Raw genomic sequence first — 19,302 nt, 5'->3', positions numbered from 1 at the left:
CCTCCCGTGACGGAAGGCACCACCACCGCCGCCGCTGAGAGTGGCGACACCCTGACCCGCCTGGAGCAGGAGGGTGAGATCGCGGCTGACTACCTTGAGGGTCTGCTGGACATCGCCGATCTGGACGGCGACATCGACATGGACGTCGAGGCCGACCGGGCCGCGGTGTCGATCGTCAGTGACTCCGCCAGCCGTGACCTGCAGAAGCTCGTGGGCCGCGACGGTGAGGTTCTGGAGGCTCTGCAGGAGCTGACCCGCCTCGCCGTGCACCGGGAGACCGGTGACCGCAGCCGCCTGATGCTGGACATCGCCGGGTTCCGTGCGAAGAAGCGCGAGGAGCTGGCGGTGCTGGGCGCCAAGGCCGCGGCCGACGTGAAGGCCTCGGGCGAGCCGCTGAAGCTGGCTCCGATGACGCCGTTCGAACGGAAGGTCGTCCACGACGCCGTGGCGGCCGCCGGTCTGAAGAGCGAGTCCGAGGGCGAGGAGCCGCAGCGCTTCGTCGTTGTGCTCCCGGCCTGACCGGAAGTGTGTGTGGTCGGCCCCGTCTGGATCGCAGGCGGGGCCGATGTTTGTAAGCCTTGCAGTTGAACGACACCATCAGTTCTGTACGGAAGGACGGTCCCCGTGACGGAGGCAGCGGAGCTTCCCCCGGCGCCTGAAGAGGCGCGCGCGGTGTTCGGTGAGTTTTTCCCCGAAGCTGTGCGGTATGCGGAGCTGCTGGCGGATGCGGGGGTCAAGCGGGGCCTGATCGGGCCGCGTGAGGTTCCGCGCCTGTGGGAGCGGCACCTGCTGAACTGTGCGGTGCTGTCCGAGGTGGTGCCGGAGGGCGTCACCGTGTGCGATGTGGGCTCGGGTGCCGGCCTGCCGGGCATTCCGCTGGCTCTGGTGCGGCGGGATCTGAAGATCACGCTGCTGGAGCCGCTGCTGCGGCGGACGAATTTCCTCCAGGAGGTCGTGGAGCTGCTGGGCCTGGACCACGTCACGGTGGTGCGCGGGCGTGCCGAGGAGGTCCTGGGCAAGCTCCAGCCGGTGCATGTGGTGACCGCGCGCGCCGTGGCTCCGCTGGACCGGCTGGCGGGCTGGGGTGTGCCGCTGCTGCGTCCGTACGGGGAGATGCTGGCCCTGAAGGGTGACACCGCCGACGAGGAGCTGGTGGCGGCGAAGGCCGCGCTGACGAAGCTCGGTGTGGTGAAGACCTCGGTGCTGCACGTCGGTGAGGGTGTGGTGGATCCGCTGTCGACGGTGGTGCGCGTCGAGGTCGGCGAGAGCCCCGGCGGGGTGCGGTTCGCGGCCAAGCGGGCGAAGGCCGCCCGGGTGAGCCGTACGCGTCGGCGCCGTTGATCTTCCCGTTTTCCGTGGACTTGTAGGCGGGTTGCGCCCTATAGGTATGGATTTCGGAGTGTCGTAGCGGCCGGAAGACTCGGTCCGGGCATCGTGTTTCACGTGAAACATCGCTCTCTGCTGCACGGAATCATCAGCCGCGGCCGTGCCGCTGCGTCCCCGCGCCAACGCAAGCAGGCAGGGGGGACAGAGTTGTCCACATCGGTGGATTCATCCACAGGAGTACGGGCCCCGCTGGTTCGCGACCCTGGTGACATGGGAGGCTCTGTTCATCGCGAGCCTGATGTCGAGGAGAGTGACACCGTGCGGTCCGACGCCAACCTCGCGGGGCCGATGGCCGATCCGGTCCCCGGTCCCCGCTCTGAATCGGCGGGAGACGATGTTTCACGTGAAACATCGCCTCCGCCCCTTGTAGACAACGACACCCCCATCGGCCGATCCGCCCAGCTGGCGGTCGAGGCGCTGGGGCGTGCCGGTGAGGGTCTGCCCCGCCCGGCGCAGACCCGGGTCATCGTGGTGGCCAACCAGAAGGGCGGCGTGGGCAAGACCACGACGACCGTGAATCTGGCTGCCTCGCTGGCCCTGCACGGGGCACGGGTTCTGGTGATCGACCTCGACCCGCAGGGCAACGCCTCCACGGCGCTGGGCATCGACCACCACGCGGATGTGCCGTCGATCTACGACGTACTCGTGGACAGCCGGCCGCTGCTGGAGGTCGTCCAGCCGGTGGTGGATGTGGAGGGCCTGTTCTGCGCTCCCGCCACGATCGATCTGGCGGGCGCTGAGATCGAGCTGGTCTCGCTGGTGGCGCGTGAGAGCCGGCTCCAGCGTGCGATCCAGGCGTACGAGCAGCCGCTCGACTACATCCTGATCGACTGCCCGCCGTCGCTGGGGCTGCTGACGGTGAACGCTCTGGTCGCCGGCGCGGAAGTGCTGATCCCGATTCAGTGCGAGTACTACGCGCTGGAAGGACTGGGTCAGCTGCTGCGCAATGTCGACCTGGTGCGGGCCCACCTGAACCCCACGCTGCATGTGTCGACCATCCTGCTGACGATGTACGACGGCAGGACGCGGCTGGCCTCGCAGGTGGCGGACGAGGTGCGCACCCACTTCGGCAAGGAGGTGCTGCGCACGAGCATTCCGCGGTCGGTGCGTATCTCCGAGGCGCCGAGCTACGGGCAGACGGTGCTCACCTACGACCCGGGTTCCAGCGGCTCCCTCTCCTATCTGGAGGCGGCGCGTGAGATTGCGCTGCGAGGAGCCGGGATTTCGTACGACGCCCAGAACGCCCACCTGGGCGCGGGCCTGAACAGCACGCAGAGCATGGCGGAGGGGAACCAGTGAGTGAGCGACGTAGAGGTCTGGGGCGGGGGCTCGGCGCGCTGATTCCCGCAGCTCCGCAGGAGAAGACGCCGCCGGCGATGGGATCGGGGTCGACGTCTCCGTCGGCGGTACCGGTGTTGACGTCGGAGCGCGGGGTCGCTGCGGCGAAGCTTGCGGCGCTCGCGCAGGCCGATGTTTCACGTGAAACATTGACGCCGGTCGGTGTGGCTGGTCCGGCCGGTCCGGCCGGTCCGGTGAACGAGCCGGAGCTGGAGACGGAGCCGGCGCCGGAGGCCAACGCGGTGGCGGGAGCGACGTTCGCGGAGCTTCCGATGGACTCGATCACGCCGAATCCGCGGCAGCCGCGTGAGGTGTTCGACGAGGACGCGCTGGCGGAGCTGGTGACCTCCATTCAGGAGGTGGGCCTGCTTCAGCCGGTGGTGGTGCGCCAGGCGGCACCGGGCCGCTATGAACTGATCATGGGCGAGCGCCGGTGGCGTGCGTGCCGGGAGGCCGGGCTGGATCGCATTCCGGCGATCATCCGGGCGACGGACGACGAGAAGCTGCTGCTGGACGCGCTCCTGGAGAACCTGCACCGCGCGCAGCTGAACCCGCTGGAGGAGGCGGCCGCGTACGACCAGCTGCTCCAGGACTTCAACTGCACGCACGACCAGCTGGCGGACCGGATCGGGCGTTCGCGTCCCCAGGTGACGAACACGCTGCGCCTGCTGAACCTGTCGGCCCGCGTGCAGCGCCGGGTGGCGGCGGGAGTGCTGTCGGCGGGGCACGCGCGGGCCTTGCTGTCGGTGGAGGACAGCGAGCAGCAGGACCGGCTGGCACACCGGATCGTGGCCGAGGGTCTGTCGGTGCGGGCGGTCGAAGAGCTCGTCAAGATGATGGAGTCGGAGCCGTCCGTTGCGGTGAAGCCGAAGGGGCCCCGGGCGGGTGCCCGGGTGGCTCCGGCGCTCAGCGAGCTGGCGACGCGGCTGTCGGACCGGTTCGAGACGCGGGTGAAGGTGGATCTGGGCCAGAAGAAGGGCAAGATCACCGTCGAGTTCGCGTCGATGGAGGATCTGGAGCGGATTCTGGGGACGCTGGCGCCGGGCGAGGGCCGGGTGCTGGAGCAGGGTCTCTCCGGGGAGTGATCCCGGGCCGCCTGGCTCTGTGACGACAAGGCGGAGGGGCGGGCTGTGCCGGTGGGAGCCGGTGCGGTCCGCCCCTTTGCCTTGTTGCGGTTTCGCCCGATTCGGGGTCTGGATACGATGTGCGCATGGGTCGTCGGCTGGTACCGCTCACGCTGGACAACCTCCAGGACCTGCCCCGGCGTTGCCGGTCCTGTGTGTTCTGGGAGCTGGATCCCGTCAGTGGTGATGCCGCGGTGAAGGCGGGTACTGCGGAGCTGGAGAAGGAGGCGTGGATCTCCGCCGTCCTTCTGGAGTGGGGCTCGTGCGGCCGGGTGGTCTATGTGGACGAGGTCCCCGTGGGGTTCGTGCTGTACGCGCCGGCGGCGTACGTCCCGCGGGCGACGGCGTTTCCGACCAGCCCGGTCTCTCCCGACGCGGTGCAGTTGATCACGGCGTGGATCACGCCGGGCTATCAGGGGCAGGGTCTGGGGCGGGTGATGGTCCAGACGGTGGCGAAGGATCTGCTGCGCCGGGGGTTCCGCGCGATCGAGGCGTTCGGGGATGCCCGGTGGAGCGAGCCGGCGTGCCTGCTGCCTGCGGACCATTTGCTGTCGGTGGGCTTCAAGACGGTGAGGCCCCATCCGGTGCATCCGCGGCTGCGGCTGGAGCTGCGGTCGACGCTGTCCTGGAAGGAAGACGTGGAGCTCGCACTGGACCGGCTGCTGGGTGCGGCGCGGAAGGAACCGGCGCTCCGTCCGCTGTGAGGTCCGTCCACAGTGAACTCCGTCCGCTGTGAGGTCCGTCCACAGTGAACTCCGCCCGGCGTGAGCTCCGTCCACAGTGAACTCCGCCCGGCGTGAGCTCCGTCCGGCGTGATGCGTGGCGCGGACGCGCGAACGGGGCCGCCCCTTGTGGGGCGGCCCCGTTTCACGTGAAACAACCGGGGGTGCGTCAGGCGGTCTTGACCTGGACGAAGCCCTCGAGGTCGCGCAGGATGGCGGCCTTCGGCTTGGCGCCGACGATGGTCTTGGCGACCTCGCCGCCCTGGTAGACGTTCAGGGTCGGGATGGACATGACGCCGTACTTGGCAGCCGTGGCCGGGTTCTGGTCGATGTTGAGCTTGACGATCTCGATCTGGTCGCCGTACTCGGCCGCGATGGCCTCCAGGGACGGCGCGATCTGGCGGCACGGGCCGCACCATTCGGCCCAGAAGTCCACCAGTACGGGCTTGTCACTGGCGAGGACCTGGGCGTCGAAGTCGGCGTCGGTCACGTTCTTGAGGGTGCCGGCCACAGCGGCCTCCTTATTCCTGGGGGTGTGAGATGGGGGGGTACGAGGGTCAGACGGTCGCGTGGGCGTGCTCGGCGTCCGCGAGGGCGGCGAGGAAGCGCTCCGCGTCGAGGGCGGCGGAGCAGCCGGTGCCCGCGGCGGTGATGGCCTGACGGTAGGTGTGGTCGACGACGTCACCGGCGCCGAAGACGCCGGTGACGTTGGTGCGGGTGGAGGGGGCATCGACCTTGAGGTAGCCCTCCTCGTCCAGCTCCAGCTGACCGGTGAACAGTTCGGTGCGCGGGTCGTGGCCGACGGCAATGAAGAGGCCGGTCACGGGAAGCTCGGAGGTCTCACCGGTCTTGGTGTTGCGCAGGGTGAGGCCGGAAAGCTTCTGCTCACCGTGGATCTCGGCGACCTCGCTGTCCCAGGCGACGGTGATCTTCGGGTCGGCGAAGGCACGGTCCTGCATGGCCTTGGAGGCACGCAGGCTGTCGCGGCGGTGGACGATGGTCACGGACTTGGCGAACCGGGAGAGGAAGGTGGCCTCCTCCATCGCGGTGTCGCCGCCGCCGACCACGGCGATGTCCTGGTCCTTGAAGAAGAACCCGTCGCAGGTGGCGCACCAGGAGACGCCGCGTCCGGAGAGGGCGTCCTCGTTGGGGAGGCCCAACTTGCGGTGCTGGGAGCCGGTGGTGACGATGACGGCCTTCGCGCGGTGCACGGTGCCGGCGGTGTCGGTGACGGTCTTGATCTCGCCGGTGAGGTCCACGGCGACGACGTCGTCCGGGACCAGCTCGGCACCGAAGCGCTCGGCCTGGCCACGCATGTTGTCCATGAGGTCCGGGCCCATGATGCCGTCCTGGAACCCGGGGAAGTTCTCGACCTCGGTGGTGTTCATGAGTGCGCCACCGGCGGTGACGGCACCTTCGAAGACCAGCGGCTTGAGCGAAGCGCGTGCGGTGTACAGGGCGGCGGTGTAACCGGCCGGCCCGGAGCCGATGATGATCACGTTTCGTACGTCGCTCACGGGTTCTTTCCTCGTCTCTGCGGACTGCGTGCTGCCTACCGGGGGCCGGTGCGGACTCTCACCCCACCCAACGGATCCTACGGCGCGCGCATTCCCCACTTGTCCGACTGCGGCGCCGAACGGGTCAGGTTCGAGGGTAGGTGCCGGTCAGCAGCGGCTTTTCGGAGGCCTTCGCGGGGTTCTCCCCAGGGGTGTTCGCGCAGCCGGAGCCGACGAGGTAGGCGTCGACACGGGCCGCGTCGCCGGGGTGCGGGAAGACGAGGAGGTAGACGGGAGCGCCCTGATAGCTGCCGCGTTCGCTCGCGAGCGGGGCCTCCGGCCGGCCGGTCGCGTCCTGGACACAGGGCGGGACCGGAGGGACCCGGCGGTCGCCGGGGGCGACTCCGGCAGGGGGACTCTCGTTCTCCATCCCGTAGGTGTTGTTCTGCTCGCCCGCCGAGGCCTTGGGGCTCTCCGCGGTGGCCGCGGTGGCCAGGAGCTGTCGGATGCTGCCCGGCATGCCCTGGGCGGTGTACGTGCCCGCGGTGGGCTGGGCGGCGCTGCTCTGGCTTTCGTTCCGGGCGGCCGTGTCATGGGCGGGCGTGCCGGAGAGGCCGTTGACCAGGAAGACCGCGAGAGCGCAGGCGGCGGCTCCGGTGAGGCCCGCGATGAGGGCGATCCGGCGGCGGGCGCGGCGCCGGCCGGGGCCCGTTGCGCCGACCGGGTGACCGGCCGGCCGGTGGCCGCCGGGTCCGGCCGCGCCGGCCGATGTTTCACGTGAAACATCGGGGAGGGCCTGTTCGGCGGGTGCGGCCTCGGCGCGGGGTGTGGTGGCGTCGAGGAGAGCTTCGGCGGCGAGGGCCGCGTCGATGCGTCCGGCGATGCCGACGGGCATCCGCGGCGGGCCCGGGAGGGTCCCGAGGAGAGAGCGGATCTCGTCGAGGGAAGCCCGGACATCGGCGCACAGGACGCAGTCGCCCAGGTGGCGGCGCACTTCGGCGGTCCGGGCCGGGGAGAGGAGCCCCTCGGTCAGGTCGGAGATTTCCGAGACGTCCGGGTGCCGGATCGTGCCGGTTGTGGAAGTCACGCTCGTCCACCTCCGCCCTTCACAGCGTCTGGGTCCGGGGCCGGATGCGGGGCCGGATGCATGGGGCTTGCCGCTGGTGGGACGGGTGTCCCCGGCGTTCGGTTCCTTCCCCGCTCGGTGGCGGTGTTATCCCCGGCATTCGTGCGTAGATGGGTGAGCATCGGGAGGAGTTTTGCCCGGCCGCGCGCACACCGGCTCTTCACCGTGCCGGTGGGGACGTCGAGGATGCGGGCGGCTTCGGCGACGGGGTATCCCTGCATGTCGACGAGGACGAGCGCGGCCCTCTGCTCGGCCGGGAGGGTGCTGAGGGCGGCCAGGAGCTGGCGGTGGAGCTCCTGGCGTTCCGCGGGGGCCTCGGCGGACTCGTGGGGCTCCAGGAGCCGCTCCAGGCGCTCCGTGTCGTCGAGGGGTGAGGTCCTGCGGGAGGCGCTCTTGCGGGCCCGGTCGAGGCAGGCGTTGACGGTGATGCGGTGCAGCCAGGTGGTGACGGCGGATTCGCCGCGGAAGGTGTGGGCGGCCCGGTAGGCGGAGACGAGGGCGTCCTGTACGGCGTCGGCAGCCTCCTCGCGGTCGCCGAGGGTGCGCAGGGCCACGGCCCACAGCCGGTCCCGGTGGCGGCGGACCAGCTCACCGAAGGCGTCGGGGTCTCCGGCGGCGTGCAACGCCAGGAGTTCCTGGTCGCTGTGGCCGCCGGTTGTGGCGTCGTCCAACGGTGAGCCCCTCCCCTGCCCTATCAGCCCGCGAACTTCACATCCGTGATGGCCTGCTTGTAGCCGGGTTTGGTGTAGTCGTCGGCGCCGGCCTGCGGCATGGCGGTGATCCACAGGAGGACGTAGCGCGTCTTGACCGGTGTTTCGGTGGTCAGTTTGAGCACGCTGTCCGAGGTGGTGGTGCCGACGATCTTCTTCATGGAGCCGACCGGGGTCTGCGAGGACATGTTGCCGGTCGCGTAGAGCGTGGCGGTGGTGTGGTTCCCGGCGAACTTCAGCGCTATCGAGGCTGCACTGACGTCGTGCTCGGAGCCGAGATCGTAGACGATGCCGACGCCGGCCTTGTAGGCCTTGATCTCAGGGCCGTCGTAGAAGGTCCTGGTGCGCCAGTACGTGGAGGCGTCCCCGTCGTAGGTGTTGGAGACGCCGTCGAGATCCTGGGGCGTGCCGTCGGGGTAGTACTCCTGGGCGTCCTTGATGGCGAGCGGCGCCGGGTCCTTCTTGTCCGGGGCGTCGTCGTCCTTCGTGGACGGGGAGTGGTGGCCGTCGCTCTTCTGGTTACCGCGGTCCAGGAGGGTGTCGGCGAGCTGCCAGCTGCCCAGGCCGAGGGCCGCGATCAGCAGGGCCGCGACACCCCACTTGAGGGCCCTGCCGGTGCGGCTCTGCAGCGGCGGCGGCGGGGGCGTGACGGTGAGGCTCTGGGCGGTGGGCACGCCGGGGGGCGTGGGCCGGCCGTAGCTGCCCTGCTGGTAGGTGGTGTGCTGGTACTCGGGCGGGGCGGTGAAGGCGGGCTCCGGCGGCCGGATGCGGGGCATCGCGGCGACGGCCTTGGCCAGCTCTTCCGGGGTGGTGCAGGCGGGTTCCTGACGGGAGGCGGTGGCCCCGTCGTTGGCGAGGGCGCGCATGGCGAGCTCGCCCAGGCCCCGGTGGACGCCCGCGCGGACCTGGTCGGGGGCGATCAGGCCGACGCCCTTGGGCAGGCCGGTCAGGCCGTAGGCGTCGTTCTCGTAGGGCCAGCGCTGGGTGAGGGAGGCGTACAGGAGTGCGCCGATGGCTTCGGTGTCCGCGCGCTGCGGGGTCTCACTGGTGATGCCGCGCAGGGCGGCGTTCACGGCGAGGCCGCGGATGCGGTACTGCCCCGTGGAGGTGCGCAGTATCGCGCTGGGCGTCAGGCGCAGGTGGGCCAGGCCTTCGCGGTGGGCCGCGGCCATCGCCTGGGAGACCTGGCTGACGAGCTGGTAGGCCTCGTGGGGCTCCAGCGGGCCCGCCGCGAGGAGTGCGGTGAGTTCGGTGGCGTCGGGCAGCCATTCGTGGACGACGTAGACGAGGTCGTTCTCCTCGACCGCGTCGAGGACCTGGACGAACCGGGGGTCGCCGAGCAGCGCCGAGGAGCGGGCGGCGGCCAGGACCGAGCGAGCGCGCGGGTGGTCGGCGGGCAGCAGGTGGACGCCCACCGCGCGGCGCAGTTTCTCGTCCATCGCGCGCCAGCTGCTGAATCCGTCCAGACGGGTGACGCACTCCTCGAGCCGGTAGCGTCTGGCGAGCTTGTGGCCGCTGTGGAGTTCGGGCGCAGCCGCGGGGGCCGCGCTTCTGCGTTTGCCGTCCTTTTCGGGCATGGGTCCGTCCGCGGCTCGTCCGTTCTGGGTGTCCACCCCGTCGGCCGTGACCTTGGCCGCTTCTGCGGCCAGCGGCTCATCGCCGCTGTTGTCGGCCACGTCGACGGCAGCCGTGCTACGTTCCGCCACCGTCGTCCCTGCCTCCCCATCCGTTGCGCGCTGTCGGCCAGTCTGCGAAGCCATGCCAATTGTGCCCACAGTCCGGCGCTATGCACGACACGCGAAGGAGGGCAACGGTTGTGCGCATCAGCGCCCCATGCGTCCGCGGACCATCCCGACCATCGCGTTGAGCTCTTCGATCCGCATCCGCTTGGCGGCGGCGAGGAACACGGCGGCCAGGGCGATGAGTCCGGCCACCAGGGCAGCGAGGGAACCGAATGCTCCGCTGCCCAGCCACTGGATGATCCCGTAGGCGGTGGCACCGGCGACGGCGGCGGCCGGGACGCAGGCGCCGATGAGGCGGGTGTAGGTGCGCATCACGTGGGCGCCGTCGAGGTCGCCGCCGAGGCGCGTGCGCAGCCGGCGCCAGGCGACGCCGACGCCGACGGCGTAGCCGAGCCCGTAGGCGGCGGCCATGCCGACGACGGCCCAGCGGGCCGGGAGGACGAAGAAGGCGACGGCGGAGATGCCCGCGTTGACGGCGGCGACGATGACCGTGTTGTAGAAGGGCGTCCGGGTGTCCTCGTAGGCGTAGAAGCCGCGCAGGACGACGTACTGGACGGAGTACGGGATCAGTCCGAGGCCGAAGGCCATGAGGATGAACCCGATGTTCTGGGCGCTCTGCGCGCCCGAGCCGGCGTAGAGCAGGCCGGCCATAGGGACGCCCAGTGCGAGGAACGCGAAGGCGCAGGGCACGATCGCGACGGCCGAGGTGCGCAGTCCGTAGGAGATGTCGTCGCGGACGGCGGCGGCGTCGCCGTCGTGCGCGGAGCGGGAGATGCGCGGCAGGACGGCCGTCATGACGGAGACGGTGATGATGGCCTGCGGCATCTGCCAGAGCAGCAGGGCGTAGTTGTAGCCGGTGATACCGGTACCGCCGTGGCCCTGCTTGTCGGCGACCTCGCCCGCCCAGGTGGCGAGCTGGGTGACGACGACGAGGCCGAGCTGGTTGGCGAGGACGAAGAAGAACGTCCACTTGGCCAGGCCGGCGGCCTTGCCGAGGCCGTGGCCCTTCCAGTCGAACCGCAGGCGCGGCTTGAAGCCGGCGTCGCGCAGGTACGGAACCATCGCCAGGGACTGGACGACGAGGCCGAGCAGGGTGCCCAGGCCCAGCAGCCGCACGCCTTCGGGGGTGATGCCGGCCTCGGTGACGCCGGTGGTGGTGAACCCGCCGAACGCCCAGATGAAGGCACCGAAGGTGGTGATGACGACGATGTTGTTGAGTACGGGGGTCCACATCATCGCGCCGAACCGGCCGCGGGCGTTGAGGATCTGACCGAGGACCACGTGCATGCCCATGAAGAACATGGTGGGCAGGCAGTAGTGGGCGAAGGCGACGGCGACGTCCAGCCGCTGCGGATCGCCGGCGATCTTCTGCGACATCATGCCGATGAACAGCGGGGCCGCGAGCACACAGATGACGGTGACGGCGCCCAGCAGGACCATGACGAGGGTCAGCAGGCGGTTGGCGTAGGCCTCTCCGCCGTCCTCGTCGTTCTTCATCGCGCGCACCAGCTGCGGGATGAAGACCGCGTTGAGGGCACCGCCGCCGACCAGGACGTAGATCATCGTCGGCAGGGTGTTGGCGACCTGGTAGCTGTCGTTGAGTGTGGCGACGCCGATGGCACCGGCGATCACGAGGGTCCGCATGAAGCCGGTGATGCGGGAGACGATCGTGCCGGCGGCCATCAGCGCGCTCGACTTGAGCAGGCTGGAGGCGCGGCCCGCGGGCTTGCTCGGCGCCGGGGCGGCGACGGGGGGGTCCTCGGCCGGGGTGCGCGGCGCCGCCTGCTGGTCACGGTAGAGGTGCGCGAAGGCATCCGGCTCGGGCTGCTCGTCCGAGGCCTTGGTCACGAGCGAGTCCACGCCGACGAACTCGGTGGTGGTGGCGCGGTCGCCGTAGGGCAGGTGGCGCGAGGGGCCGTCCGGTTCGGGCGGCGGGGTCTGCGCCCATACGCGCGGGTCGGGGCCGTGCGAGGGCGCCGACGGGGCCGCGTAGAGCGGGCCGGGCTCCTGGTACGTGCCGGGCGGCGGCGGGGGGTGGGCGGCCCGGTCGTAGAGGACCTCCGCCACGGGGTCCTGGGCGGACAGGTCCTGCGACCGGTACGGGTCGCGGTCGTAGGCGTCCTGGACATAAGGGTCGTGGTCCGGCGCTGGCGCGGGCGCGGGACCCTGCCCGGGCACCGGGGCGCCCGGGGCAGTGCCCTGGGAGGGCGCAGGCCCACCAGTGCCCTGCGCGCGGTCACCGTCGTACGGCGCGTTCATCGAAACCCCACCTCATCGTCCCCAGGCCGGCCGGCCACGGCATCGCTCAACGGTCCACTGTCTCACCCGTGCCGGACCCGCTCGCGCTTTGCGGTCCGGTGTCCGGGGACTCGTCACTCTGCTGCGTGCTCTCCTCCGCGGCCGCGCGGGCCGCGACCCGCTTGCGGCTGGCGTACATCTTGATGCCGGCCAGGACGAGGAGGAGCACACCGCCGGCGATGACGAGCATCACCGTCGGGGTGATCTCGGTGGCCTCGACGGTGAACTTGCGTTCCTTGCCGTAGGGCACGCCGTCCTTGGTGAAAAGCTGCGCCGTGACCTCGACAGGACCGCTCGCCGTGGCGTTGGCGGTGAACTTCAGGGTCTGGCTGTGGTCGGCCTGGACGGTCACTTCCTGCTCGGCCGTGCCCCTGTCGCCGAACATCAGGCGGGTGGGGTTGGCGGACTTCACCCGCAGCACCAGGTCGTGGACGTCCTGGACGAGGCTGTTCTGGACCGTGACCGGGATGGTCGCGCTGTGCCCGGACAGGGTGGCGTCGGACTTGGGGATGACCTTGACCTTCTCGGTCAGGCCGATCAGGTAGTCCTGCACCTGCTCCCGGTAGAGCGTCGCCTCCTCGGGGCGGCCGCGCCACGAGCTGGACATCTCCCGGTTGGTGGCGTTGCCGAAGGGGATCTCCACACGGTCGGGCGCGGAGAGGATCACCTTGAAGTGGTCGAGGGTGTTCTGGGTGGTGCGGATCTTCTCGAACGCGGACACCGGCAGCTCCTGCTTGCGCAGGGCGTCGGGGTACTGGCCGGCGCCGGGTACCTGGGTGGCGGCGCCCGGGTCGGGCTTGGCCGCGGCCGCGGCCTCCAGATCCGCGGCCTGGGTCCAGCGACCGCCCTGGAGCCCGCGCAGGGCGTCGGCCATCGTCTGCGCCTGGCTGGCGGATGGCATCCGCTGCGGGGCGACGACGAAGCTGCGCTGGTCGCCGGCGCTCTGCAGGTTGAGGGCGAGGCTGTGCGCGAGGAACTGCTGCACGGCGAGCGTGGAGTTCCCGGAGCTGAGCATGTCGCCCTCGAAGGCGGTGGAGAGCTCGGCGTCGGCCACGACGGCGGTGTTGCCCGCGCCGATGGGGCGGGCGGCCGAGGGGGTGTAGCCGAGGGAGCCGGTCTCCTTGAGGCTGTCACTGCGGGTGAGGACGTTGTGGGCGCCGGCGGAGGTGGCGACATTGACGATCGACGGATCGATGGCACCGTCCACCGGCCAGGAGAAGCCCGTGGACGCGGGCACGTGCAGAACCGTCTCGACGGCCTGCCTCGCTTTGTCGGTGGCGGGCCGCAGCTGGCCCAGGGTGCCCGAGACATCCTTGCCCTGGTGTGCGAGGGAGGCGATGTCGGGGTCGGCGAAGGGCAGCGCGACCACCTTCTTGCCCTGCACGGCCGCTTCCAGGGAGCTCAGCCACTGCTCGGCCACCGCTTTGTTCTTGCCCTGGACGGTCCGGCCGTCGGGGGTGCGGATCCGGTAGCCCTTGGTCATCGCGTCGACCGTGGAGAGCAGGTCGGGATCGATGACCCAGGTGATGGGCAGCTCCTTGCCGAGAGCGACCATCTGCTCCAGGCGGCCGCCCGGCCGCAGCTCGGCGGCGAGGTTGTCGTCGAGGAAGACGGGGGTCTGCGTCTCGTCCGAGCCGGTCTCCGCCGTGAGGTGCGTGGTGGAGATCAGCGGCCACACATAGGTGAGGTGCGAGCGCTTGGAGGCGGCCTCCGGCTGCCAGGGCAGGAAGGTCCGCTTGATCCCGAGGACCTGCTCGTACTGGCGGCTCGCGGTCTCGCCCGACAGGGAGACGCCGAGCGGGTAGACGCCGTCCTTGTCCAGCTCCAGCTTGTTCACCGGGACCTTGATGGTGAAGGTCTGGCCGGCCTTCGAAGGCAGCGAATCGATCTTGACGGAGTACGCCGAGTCGATTTCGCCGGGATCCGTGCCCGGACGGAAACCGTTGCGTTCGGCGACCTCGTCGATGGCGGACCGGTCACTCAGCGCGGAGCCGACCCGCAGCCCCACATGGGCGTTCTTGATCGTCTCGCGGCCGTTGTTGATCACCGTGCCGGAGATGGTGAGCGTGTCGCCCTTGACCGGAGCGGTGGGGGCCAGGGTGTCCAGATGCACATCGACGGCGGCCTCGGCCGCCTGGGCCGGCGGGGCAGGGGCATAGACCAGGGCGGCGAGCACCGGTGTCCCAGCGAGCACGACGACCGCCCGCCGTAGCCAGCGACGCCGGGCAGGGGCGGCTGCTGCCCCCTGGATGTCTGCCGCCTCGGCCACGCGCCCGCCCGTCCTCGAAGTGTCATGGTCGACGTTTATGCGTCCACGCATGGTAACGAGGCCCGCTGTGCGCTGGTGCCGCGCCTTGCTCCACATGATCGGGTCCGGCTCTCGGCCGCCGTATACCGGGGTGGCCACAAACGGGGGAGCCCTCGCCGGGCCGGGCACGTACCCTTTTCTGTTGTGCCGAACGCCAATGAAGACAACCCCAGTGCCCTGAGTCAGGTGCAGCGCCGCGCGGTGAGTGAACTGCTGCGGGTCGCCCCTGTCGCCGACGACCTCGGCCGCCGATTCCAGCAGGCGGGCTTCCGCCTCGCCCTGGTCGGCGGGTCCGTCCGCGACGCGCTGCTCGGGCGTCTCGGCAACGACCTCGACTTCACCACCGACGCCCGCCCCGAGGACGTTCTGAAGATCGTCCGGCCGTGGGCGGACTCGGTGTGGGACGTGGGTATCGCCTTCGGCACGGTCGGGGCCCAGAAGCTGGCCCGCGTCGGAGACGCTGATCGAAACTTCCAGATCGAGGTCACCACCTACCGCTCGGAGTCCTACGACCGCACCTCGCGCAAGCCGGAGGTCTCCTACGGCGACTCGATCGAGGAGGACCTGGTCCGCCGCGACTTCACCGTGAACGCGATGGCGGTCGCGCTGCCCGAGAAGGAGTTCGTGGATCCGCACGCCGGGCTGGAGGACCTCCAGGCCGGTGTGCTGCGTACCCCCGGCACCCCGGAGGACTCGTTCTCCGACGATCCCCTGCGCATGCTGCGCGCGGCCCGGTTCGCCGCGCAGCTGGACTTCGAGGTCGCCCCCGAGGTAGTGGCCGCGATGGAGGCGATGTCCGACCGGATCGAGATCGTCTCCGCGGAACGCGTGCAGGGCGAGCTGAACAAGCTGCTCCTGTCCGCGAACCCCCGCAAGGGCCTGGGCCTGCTCGTGGACACCGGGCTGGCCGACCACGTGCTTCCGGAGCTGCCCGCGCTTCGGCTGGAGAGCGACGAGCACCACCGGCACAAGGACGTCTACGACCACTCGCTGATCGTCCTGGAGCAGGCCATGGACCTGGAGGAGGACGGCCCGGACCTCGTGCTCCGGCTGGCCGCCCTGCTGCACGACATCGGCAAGCCCCGCACTCGCCGGTTCGAGACCGACGGCCGCGTCTCCTTCCACCACCACGAGGTGGTGGGCGCGAAGATGACCAAGAAGCGCATGACCGCGCTGAAGTACTCCAACGACATGATCAAGGACGTGTCCCGGCTGGTGGAGCTGCACCTGCGCTTCCACGGCTACGGGGACGGCGAGTGGACCGACTCCGCGGTGCGGCGCTACGTCCGCGACGCCGGTCCGCTGCTGGAGCGCCTGCACAAGCTGACCCGCTCCGACTGCACCACGCGCAACAAGCGCAAGGCCACCGCGCTCTCCCGTACCTACGACGGCCTTGAGGAGCGCATCGCGCAGCTCAAGGAGCAGGAGCAGCTGGACGCGATCCGGCCCGACCTGGACGGCAACGAGATCCAGCAGGTGCTGGGGGTCGGCCCCGGCCCGGTGATCGGCAAGGCTTACGCGTTCCTGCTGGAGCTGCGCCTGGAGAACGGCCCGATGGGGCATGACGCGGCGGTGGCCGCGCTCAAGGAGTGGTGGGCCGCACAGGCCTGAGGCACGGCTGACGCGTCGATGTTTCACGTGAAACATCGCGTGCACGGGATCGGTGAGGGCGATGTTTCACGTGAAACATCGCCCTTGCCGCCTCAGGAGCACCGCGGTCGCGGCGTAGAGGACGGCCACGCTCATGATCAGCACGGTGGACTGTCCGCTGGCTGGGAGCATGAGGGCGGCCACCGCTGCCGCGCCGACGAAGGCCACGTTGAACAGCACGTCGTAGACGGCGAACACACGGCCGCGGAACTCGTCGTCCACCCGCGACTGAATCACTGTGTCGGTGCAGATCTTGGCGCCCTGGGTAGTGAGGCCGAGGGCGAAGGCGGCGACGAGCCCCGGTCCGGGCGCGAAGAAGAGGCCGAGCGCCGGGACCAGGACAGCGGCGGTGGCGGCGCAGGCCGTGATCCAGCCGCGGGTGCCGAGGCGGTCCACCATCGACGGGGTGACGACGGCGGCGGCGAAGAATCCGGCACCGGAGACCCCGACCGCGATGCCCAGCAGGGCCAGGCCGTCGGACTCGTTGTCCGCCCAGGAGTATCGGCAGAGCATCAGCAGCATCACCGTCAGGGCCCCGTAGCAGAACCGCATCATCGTCATCGCAGCCAGCGTCTGCGCGGCCTCCCGCCGCTCGGACAGGTGCCGCAGGCCTTCGGCCATGCCCCGGACGGTCAGGGCGACCCCTGCGGCGACGGACGGGTGGGGCCGGCCGGTGGGGTGGTCGGGCCCGAGGAGCCCGATGGCCAGGCGCAGGGAGACCAGGGCCGCGCAGAGGTAGAGCCCGGCGCCGAGGAGAACGACGGCGGAGCCGGAGTCGGAGGCCAGCAGCCGCACGAGGAAGGCCAGGCCCCCGCCGGCCACCGCCGCGAGGGTCCCGGCGGTGGGCGAGAGGGCGTTCGCGGTGACCAGCTGTTCCGGGCCGACGACGTGGGGCAGGGATGCGGCGAGCCCGGCCAGGACGAAGCGGTTGACGGCGGTCACGGACAGGGCCGAGGCGTAGAACAGCCACTCGGGCACGTGCGCGACGATCAGCACACCGGTGACGCAGGCGAGGAAGGCCCGCAGCAGGTTCCCGTAGAGGAAAACCTGGCGGCGACGCCAGCGGTCCAGCAGCACGCCGGCGAAGGGGCCGATCGCCGAGTAGGGGAGCAGCAGGACCGCCATGGCCGAGGCGATGGCCGCGGGCGAGGTCTGCTTCTCCGGGGAGAAGACCACGTAGGTGGCGAGCGCGACCTGGTACACGCCATCCGCGGCCTGGGAGAGCAGCCGTACGGCGAGCAGGTTGCGGAAGTCCCTCAGGCGCAGGAGTACGCGCAGATCACGTACGACAGGCATGAGGGCAAGGGTCACATACGCGGAGGGTCCCCGGGCGCATTGCCCGGGGACCCTCCGCGGAAGAACAGCCGAAGTCCAGGTGTCCTGAGGACCCTTGGGTTCGACTAGTGCTCGACTAGCGCTCGACCTCGCCCTTGATGAACTTCTCGACGTTGGCCAGGGCCTCGTCGTCGAAGTACTGCACCGGCGGGGACTTCATGAAGTAGCTCGACGCCGACAGGATCGGGCCGCCGATACCGCGGTCCTTGGCGATCTTCGCGGCGCGCAGGGCGTCGATGATGACACCGGCGGAGTTCGGGGAGTCCCACACCTCGAGCTTGTACTCGAGGTTCAGCGGGACATCGCCGAACGCGCGGCCCTCAAGGCGGACGTAGGCCCACTTGCGGTCGTCGAGCCACGCGACGTAGTCGGACGGGCCGATGTGGACGTTCTTCTCGCCGAGCTCACGGTCGGGGATCTGCGAGGTGACGGCCTGCGTCTTGGAGATCTTCTTCGACTCGAGGCGGTCGCGCTCGAGCATGTTCTTGAAGTCCATGTTGCCGCCGACGTTGAGCTGCATCGTGCGCTCAAGACGGACACCGCGGTCCTCGAACAGCTTCGCCATCACGCGGTGCGTGATGGTGGCGCCGACCTGCGACTTGATGTCGTCGCCGACGATCGGGACACCGGCCTCGGTGAACTTGTCAGCCCACTCCTTGGTGCCGGCGATGAAGACCGGGAGGGCGTTGACGAACGCGACCTTGGCGTCGATGGCGCACTGCGCGTAGAACTTCGCCGCGGCCTCGGAGCCGACGGGCAGGTAGCAGATCAGGACGTCGACCTGGCGGTCCTTGAGGATCTGGACCACGTCGACCGGAGCCTCGGCGGACTCCTCGATCGTCATGCGGTAGTACTTGCCCAGGCCGTCCAGGGTGTGGCCGCGCTGCACGGTCACACCTGCGTTCGGGACGTCGCAGATCTTGATGGTGTTGTTCTCGCTGGCGCCGATGGCGTCCGAGAGGTCGAGGCCGACCTTCTTCGCGTCGACGTCGAACGCGGCGACGAACTCGATGTCACGCACGTGGTAGTCGCCGAACTGGACGTGCATCAGACCGGGGACCTTGGCCGCCGGGTCGGCGTCCTTGTAGTACTCGACGCCCTGCACCAGCGAGGCGGCGCAGTTGCCCACGCCGACGATGGCTACGCGAACCGAACCCATTCCGGTTGCTCCCTGTTTGTTCTCGGACGAGGCCTGCGAGATGCAGGCCTCACTTTGCAGTTTCGTCGGACGGGCCGGGTCGTCTCTGATCCCGTCCCGCCCGCTCGCTCTCGATCAGCTCGTTCAGCCAGCGCACTTCGCGCTCCACGGATTCCATACCGTGTCGCTGCAGTTCAAGCGTGTAGTCGTCGAGGCGCTCCCGGGTGCGGGCGAGTGAAGCCCGCATCTTCTCCAGGCGCTCTTCCAGCCGGCTGCGGCGGCCCTCCAGCACCCGCATGCGCACTTCTCGCTCGGTCTGGCCGAAGAAGGCGAAGCGGGCGGCGAAGGACTCGTCTTCCCAGGTGTCGGGGCCGGTGTGGGAAAGGAGCTCCTCGAAGTGCTCCTTGCCCGCGGCCGTCAACCGATAGACGATCTTGGCGCGGCGCCCTGCGAGTGAAGCGGCGAGAGCGTCTTCCGGGGCGTTGCCCGGTTCTTCGATCAACCAGCCGCTGGCGACCAGCGTCTTGAGGCAGGGATAGAGCGTCCCGTAGCTGAACGCTCTGAACACCCCCAGTGACGTGTTGAGCCGCTTGCGCAGCTCGTAGCCGTGCATGGGGGATTCGCGAAGCAGGCCGAGGACGGCGAACTCGAGGATGCCTGAGCGTCTGCTCATCCGCCTTCTCCTCTCTGCCGCCGCCCCTGAGTGTTTATGTCGAGCTGATGTATCGACTCGATACATCCAGACGATAGAACGGGCTGACTCCGGCGACAAGGGGTGGTGTAGTGACCGGCATCACATCACCAATTCGTACCAGGTAAGTTGCCCGATTTGGGGTGAACTTCGGCACTGATTGGGTTTTGACCGTGCGTAGTCTGTGCGGCAGACACCGGGGGGACCGGAATTCATCTGCCGCTTCCAGGCCACTCGC

16 protein-coding genes are annotated in these 19,302 nt (G+C 69.9%); 6 read left to right on the top strand and 10 right to left on the bottom strand.

All coding sequences use genetic code 11. The annotated features are described in order from the left end of the window. Window positions 1–6: 6 nt before the first annotated feature. The 5 genes from J7I97_RS03070 (at window position 7) to J7I97_RS03050 (ending at window position 4,552) form a co-directional block, all read left to right on the top strand. The gene (locus J7I97_RS03070) at window positions 7–519 is read left to right on the top strand and encodes a R3H domain-containing nucleic acid-binding protein (protein WP_214930793.1); all 513 of its coding nucleotides are present in this window, start codon (window positions 7–9) and stop codon (window positions 517–519) included. A 105-nt stretch (window positions 520–624) separates the two neighbouring features. Continuing rightward, entirely contained in the window at window positions 625–1,341 is a 717-nt protein-coding gene (rsmG, locus tag J7I97_RS03065; protein ID WP_214930792.1) for a 16S rRNA (guanine(527)-N(7))-methyltransferase RsmG, read from the top strand. 255 nt (window positions 1,342–1,596) lie between these two features. Then, entirely contained in the window at window positions 1,597–2,685 is a 1,089-nt protein-coding gene (locus J7I97_RS03060) for a ParA family protein (protein WP_214930791.1), read from the top strand. Beyond that, window positions 2,682–3,809: a ParB/RepB/Spo0J family partition protein gene (locus tag J7I97_RS03055; protein WP_214930790.1), complete on the top strand. Its 1,128-nt coding sequence runs from the start codon at window positions 2,682–2,684 to the stop codon at window positions 3,807–3,809. Before J7I97_RS03060 ends, J7I97_RS03055 begins: the two co-directional genes overlap by 4 nt. A gap of 125 nt (window positions 3,810–3,934) precedes the next feature. Next, complete coding sequence (locus tag J7I97_RS03050; protein ID WP_214930789.1) at window positions 3,935–4,552, top strand: GNAT family N-acetyltransferase; 618 nt, start codon at window positions 3,935–3,937, stop codon at window positions 4,550–4,552. Window positions 4,553–4,739: 187 nt separating this feature from the next. Here the strand turns inward: J7I97_RS03050 and trxA are convergent, their stop codons facing one another. The 7 genes from trxA to J7I97_RS03015 form a co-directional block, all read right to left on the bottom strand. Then, on the bottom strand, window positions 4,740–5,081 hold the full coding sequence (trxA, locus tag J7I97_RS03045; protein ID WP_214930788.1) for a thioredoxin: 342 nt from the start codon (window positions 5,079–5,081) through the stop codon (window positions 4,740–4,742). 46 nt (window positions 5,082–5,127) lie between these two features. Further along, complete coding sequence (trxB, locus tag J7I97_RS03040) at window positions 5,128–6,087, bottom strand: thioredoxin-disulfide reductase (protein WP_214930787.1); 960 nt, start codon at window positions 6,085–6,087, stop codon at window positions 5,128–5,130. Between the two features lie 124 nt (window positions 6,088–6,211). After that, window positions 6,212–7,153 (bottom strand): hypothetical protein, encoded by a 942-nt coding sequence (locus J7I97_RS03035; protein WP_214930786.1) that lies wholly within the window; start codon window positions 7,151–7,153, stop codon window positions 6,212–6,214. Then, entirely contained in the window at window positions 7,150–7,863 is a 714-nt protein-coding gene (sigM, locus tag J7I97_RS03030) for an RNA polymerase sigma factor SigM (protein ID WP_214930785.1), read from the bottom strand. The genes J7I97_RS03035 and sigM overlap by 4 nt, the downstream gene beginning before the upstream one ends. 23 nt (window positions 7,864–7,886) lie before the next feature. Continuing rightward, the gene (locus J7I97_RS03025) at window positions 7,887–9,608 is read right to left on the bottom strand and encodes a protein kinase family protein (protein WP_214930784.1); all 1,722 of its coding nucleotides are present in this window, start codon (window positions 9,606–9,608) and stop codon (window positions 7,887–7,889) included. 117 nt (window positions 9,609–9,725) lie between these two features. Further along, on the bottom strand, window positions 9,726–11,903 hold the full coding sequence (gene murJ / locus J7I97_RS03020) for a murein biosynthesis integral membrane protein MurJ (protein ID WP_214930783.1): 2,178 nt from the start codon (window positions 11,901–11,903) through the stop codon (window positions 9,726–9,728). Window positions 11,904–11,949: 46 nt separating this feature from the next. Further along, on the bottom strand, window positions 11,950–14,211 hold the full coding sequence (locus tag J7I97_RS03015) for a DUF6049 family protein (RefSeq protein ID WP_214930782.1): 2,262 nt from the start codon (window positions 14,209–14,211) through the stop codon (window positions 11,950–11,952). Window positions 14,212–14,394: 183 nt separating this feature from the next. On the opposite strand from J7I97_RS03015, the gene J7I97_RS03010 reads away from it, so the two are divergent. After that, window positions 14,395–15,861 (top strand): CCA tRNA nucleotidyltransferase, encoded by a 1,467-nt coding sequence (locus tag J7I97_RS03010; protein WP_214930781.1) that lies wholly within the window; start codon window positions 14,395–14,397, stop codon window positions 15,859–15,861. A gap of 66 nt (window positions 15,862–15,927) precedes the next feature. Here the strand turns inward: J7I97_RS03010 and J7I97_RS03005 are convergent, their stop codons facing one another. The 3 genes from J7I97_RS03005 to J7I97_RS02995 form a co-directional block, all read right to left on the bottom strand. After that, window positions 15,928–17,196: an MFS transporter gene (locus J7I97_RS03005; protein ID WP_214930780.1), complete on the bottom strand. Its 1,269-nt coding sequence runs from the start codon at window positions 17,194–17,196 to the stop codon at window positions 15,928–15,930. A 115-nt stretch (window positions 17,197–17,311) separates the two neighbouring features. Further along, window positions 17,312–18,394 carry an inositol-3-phosphate synthase gene (locus tag J7I97_RS03000; protein ID WP_214930779.1) on the bottom strand — a complete coding sequence of 361 codons (1,083 nt, stop codon included), beginning with the start codon at window positions 18,392–18,394 and terminating at the stop codon, window positions 17,312–17,314. Window positions 18,395–18,443: 49 nt separating this feature from the next. Then, the gene (locus J7I97_RS02995; protein ID WP_214930778.1) at window positions 18,444–19,046 is read right to left on the bottom strand and encodes a PadR family transcriptional regulator; all 603 of its coding nucleotides are present in this window, start codon (window positions 19,044–19,046) and stop codon (window positions 18,444–18,446) included. Window positions 19,047–19,302 lie beyond the last annotated feature (256 nt).

The organism is Streptomyces sp. ISL-87, assembly GCF_018614095.1.
GTDB lineage: Bacteria > Actinomycetota > Actinomycetes > Streptomycetales > Streptomycetaceae > Streptomyces.
Note: the sequence above shows the minus strand (reverse complement) of the source record. Positions and strands in the feature narration are given on the sequence as shown.

Excerpts from the sequence above, each read along its gene's own strand:
- J7I97_RS03005 (WP_214930780.1), bottom strand. The coding sequence starts at position 17,196 with ATGCCTGTCGTACGTGATCTGCGCGTACTCCTGCGCCTGAGGGACTTC.
- J7I97_RS03000 (WP_214930779.1), bottom strand. The coding sequence starts at position 18,394 with ATGGGTTCGGTTCGCGTAGCCATCGTCGGCGTGGGCAACTGCGCCGCC.
- J7I97_RS02995 (WP_214930778.1), bottom strand. The coding sequence starts at position 19,046 with ATGAGCAGACGCTCAGGCATCCTCGAGTTCGCCGTCCTCGGCCTGCTT.
- murJ (WP_214930783.1), bottom strand. The coding sequence starts at position 11,903 with ATGAACGCGCCGTACGACGGTGACCGCGCGCAGGGCACTGGTGGGCCT.
- J7I97_RS03060 (WP_214930791.1), top strand. The coding sequence starts at position 1,597 with ATGGGAGGCTCTGTTCATCGCGAGCCTGATGTCGAGGAGAGTGACACC.
- J7I97_RS03050 (WP_214930789.1), top strand. The coding sequence starts at position 3,935 with ATGGGTCGTCGGCTGGTACCGCTCACGCTGGACAACCTCCAGGACCTG.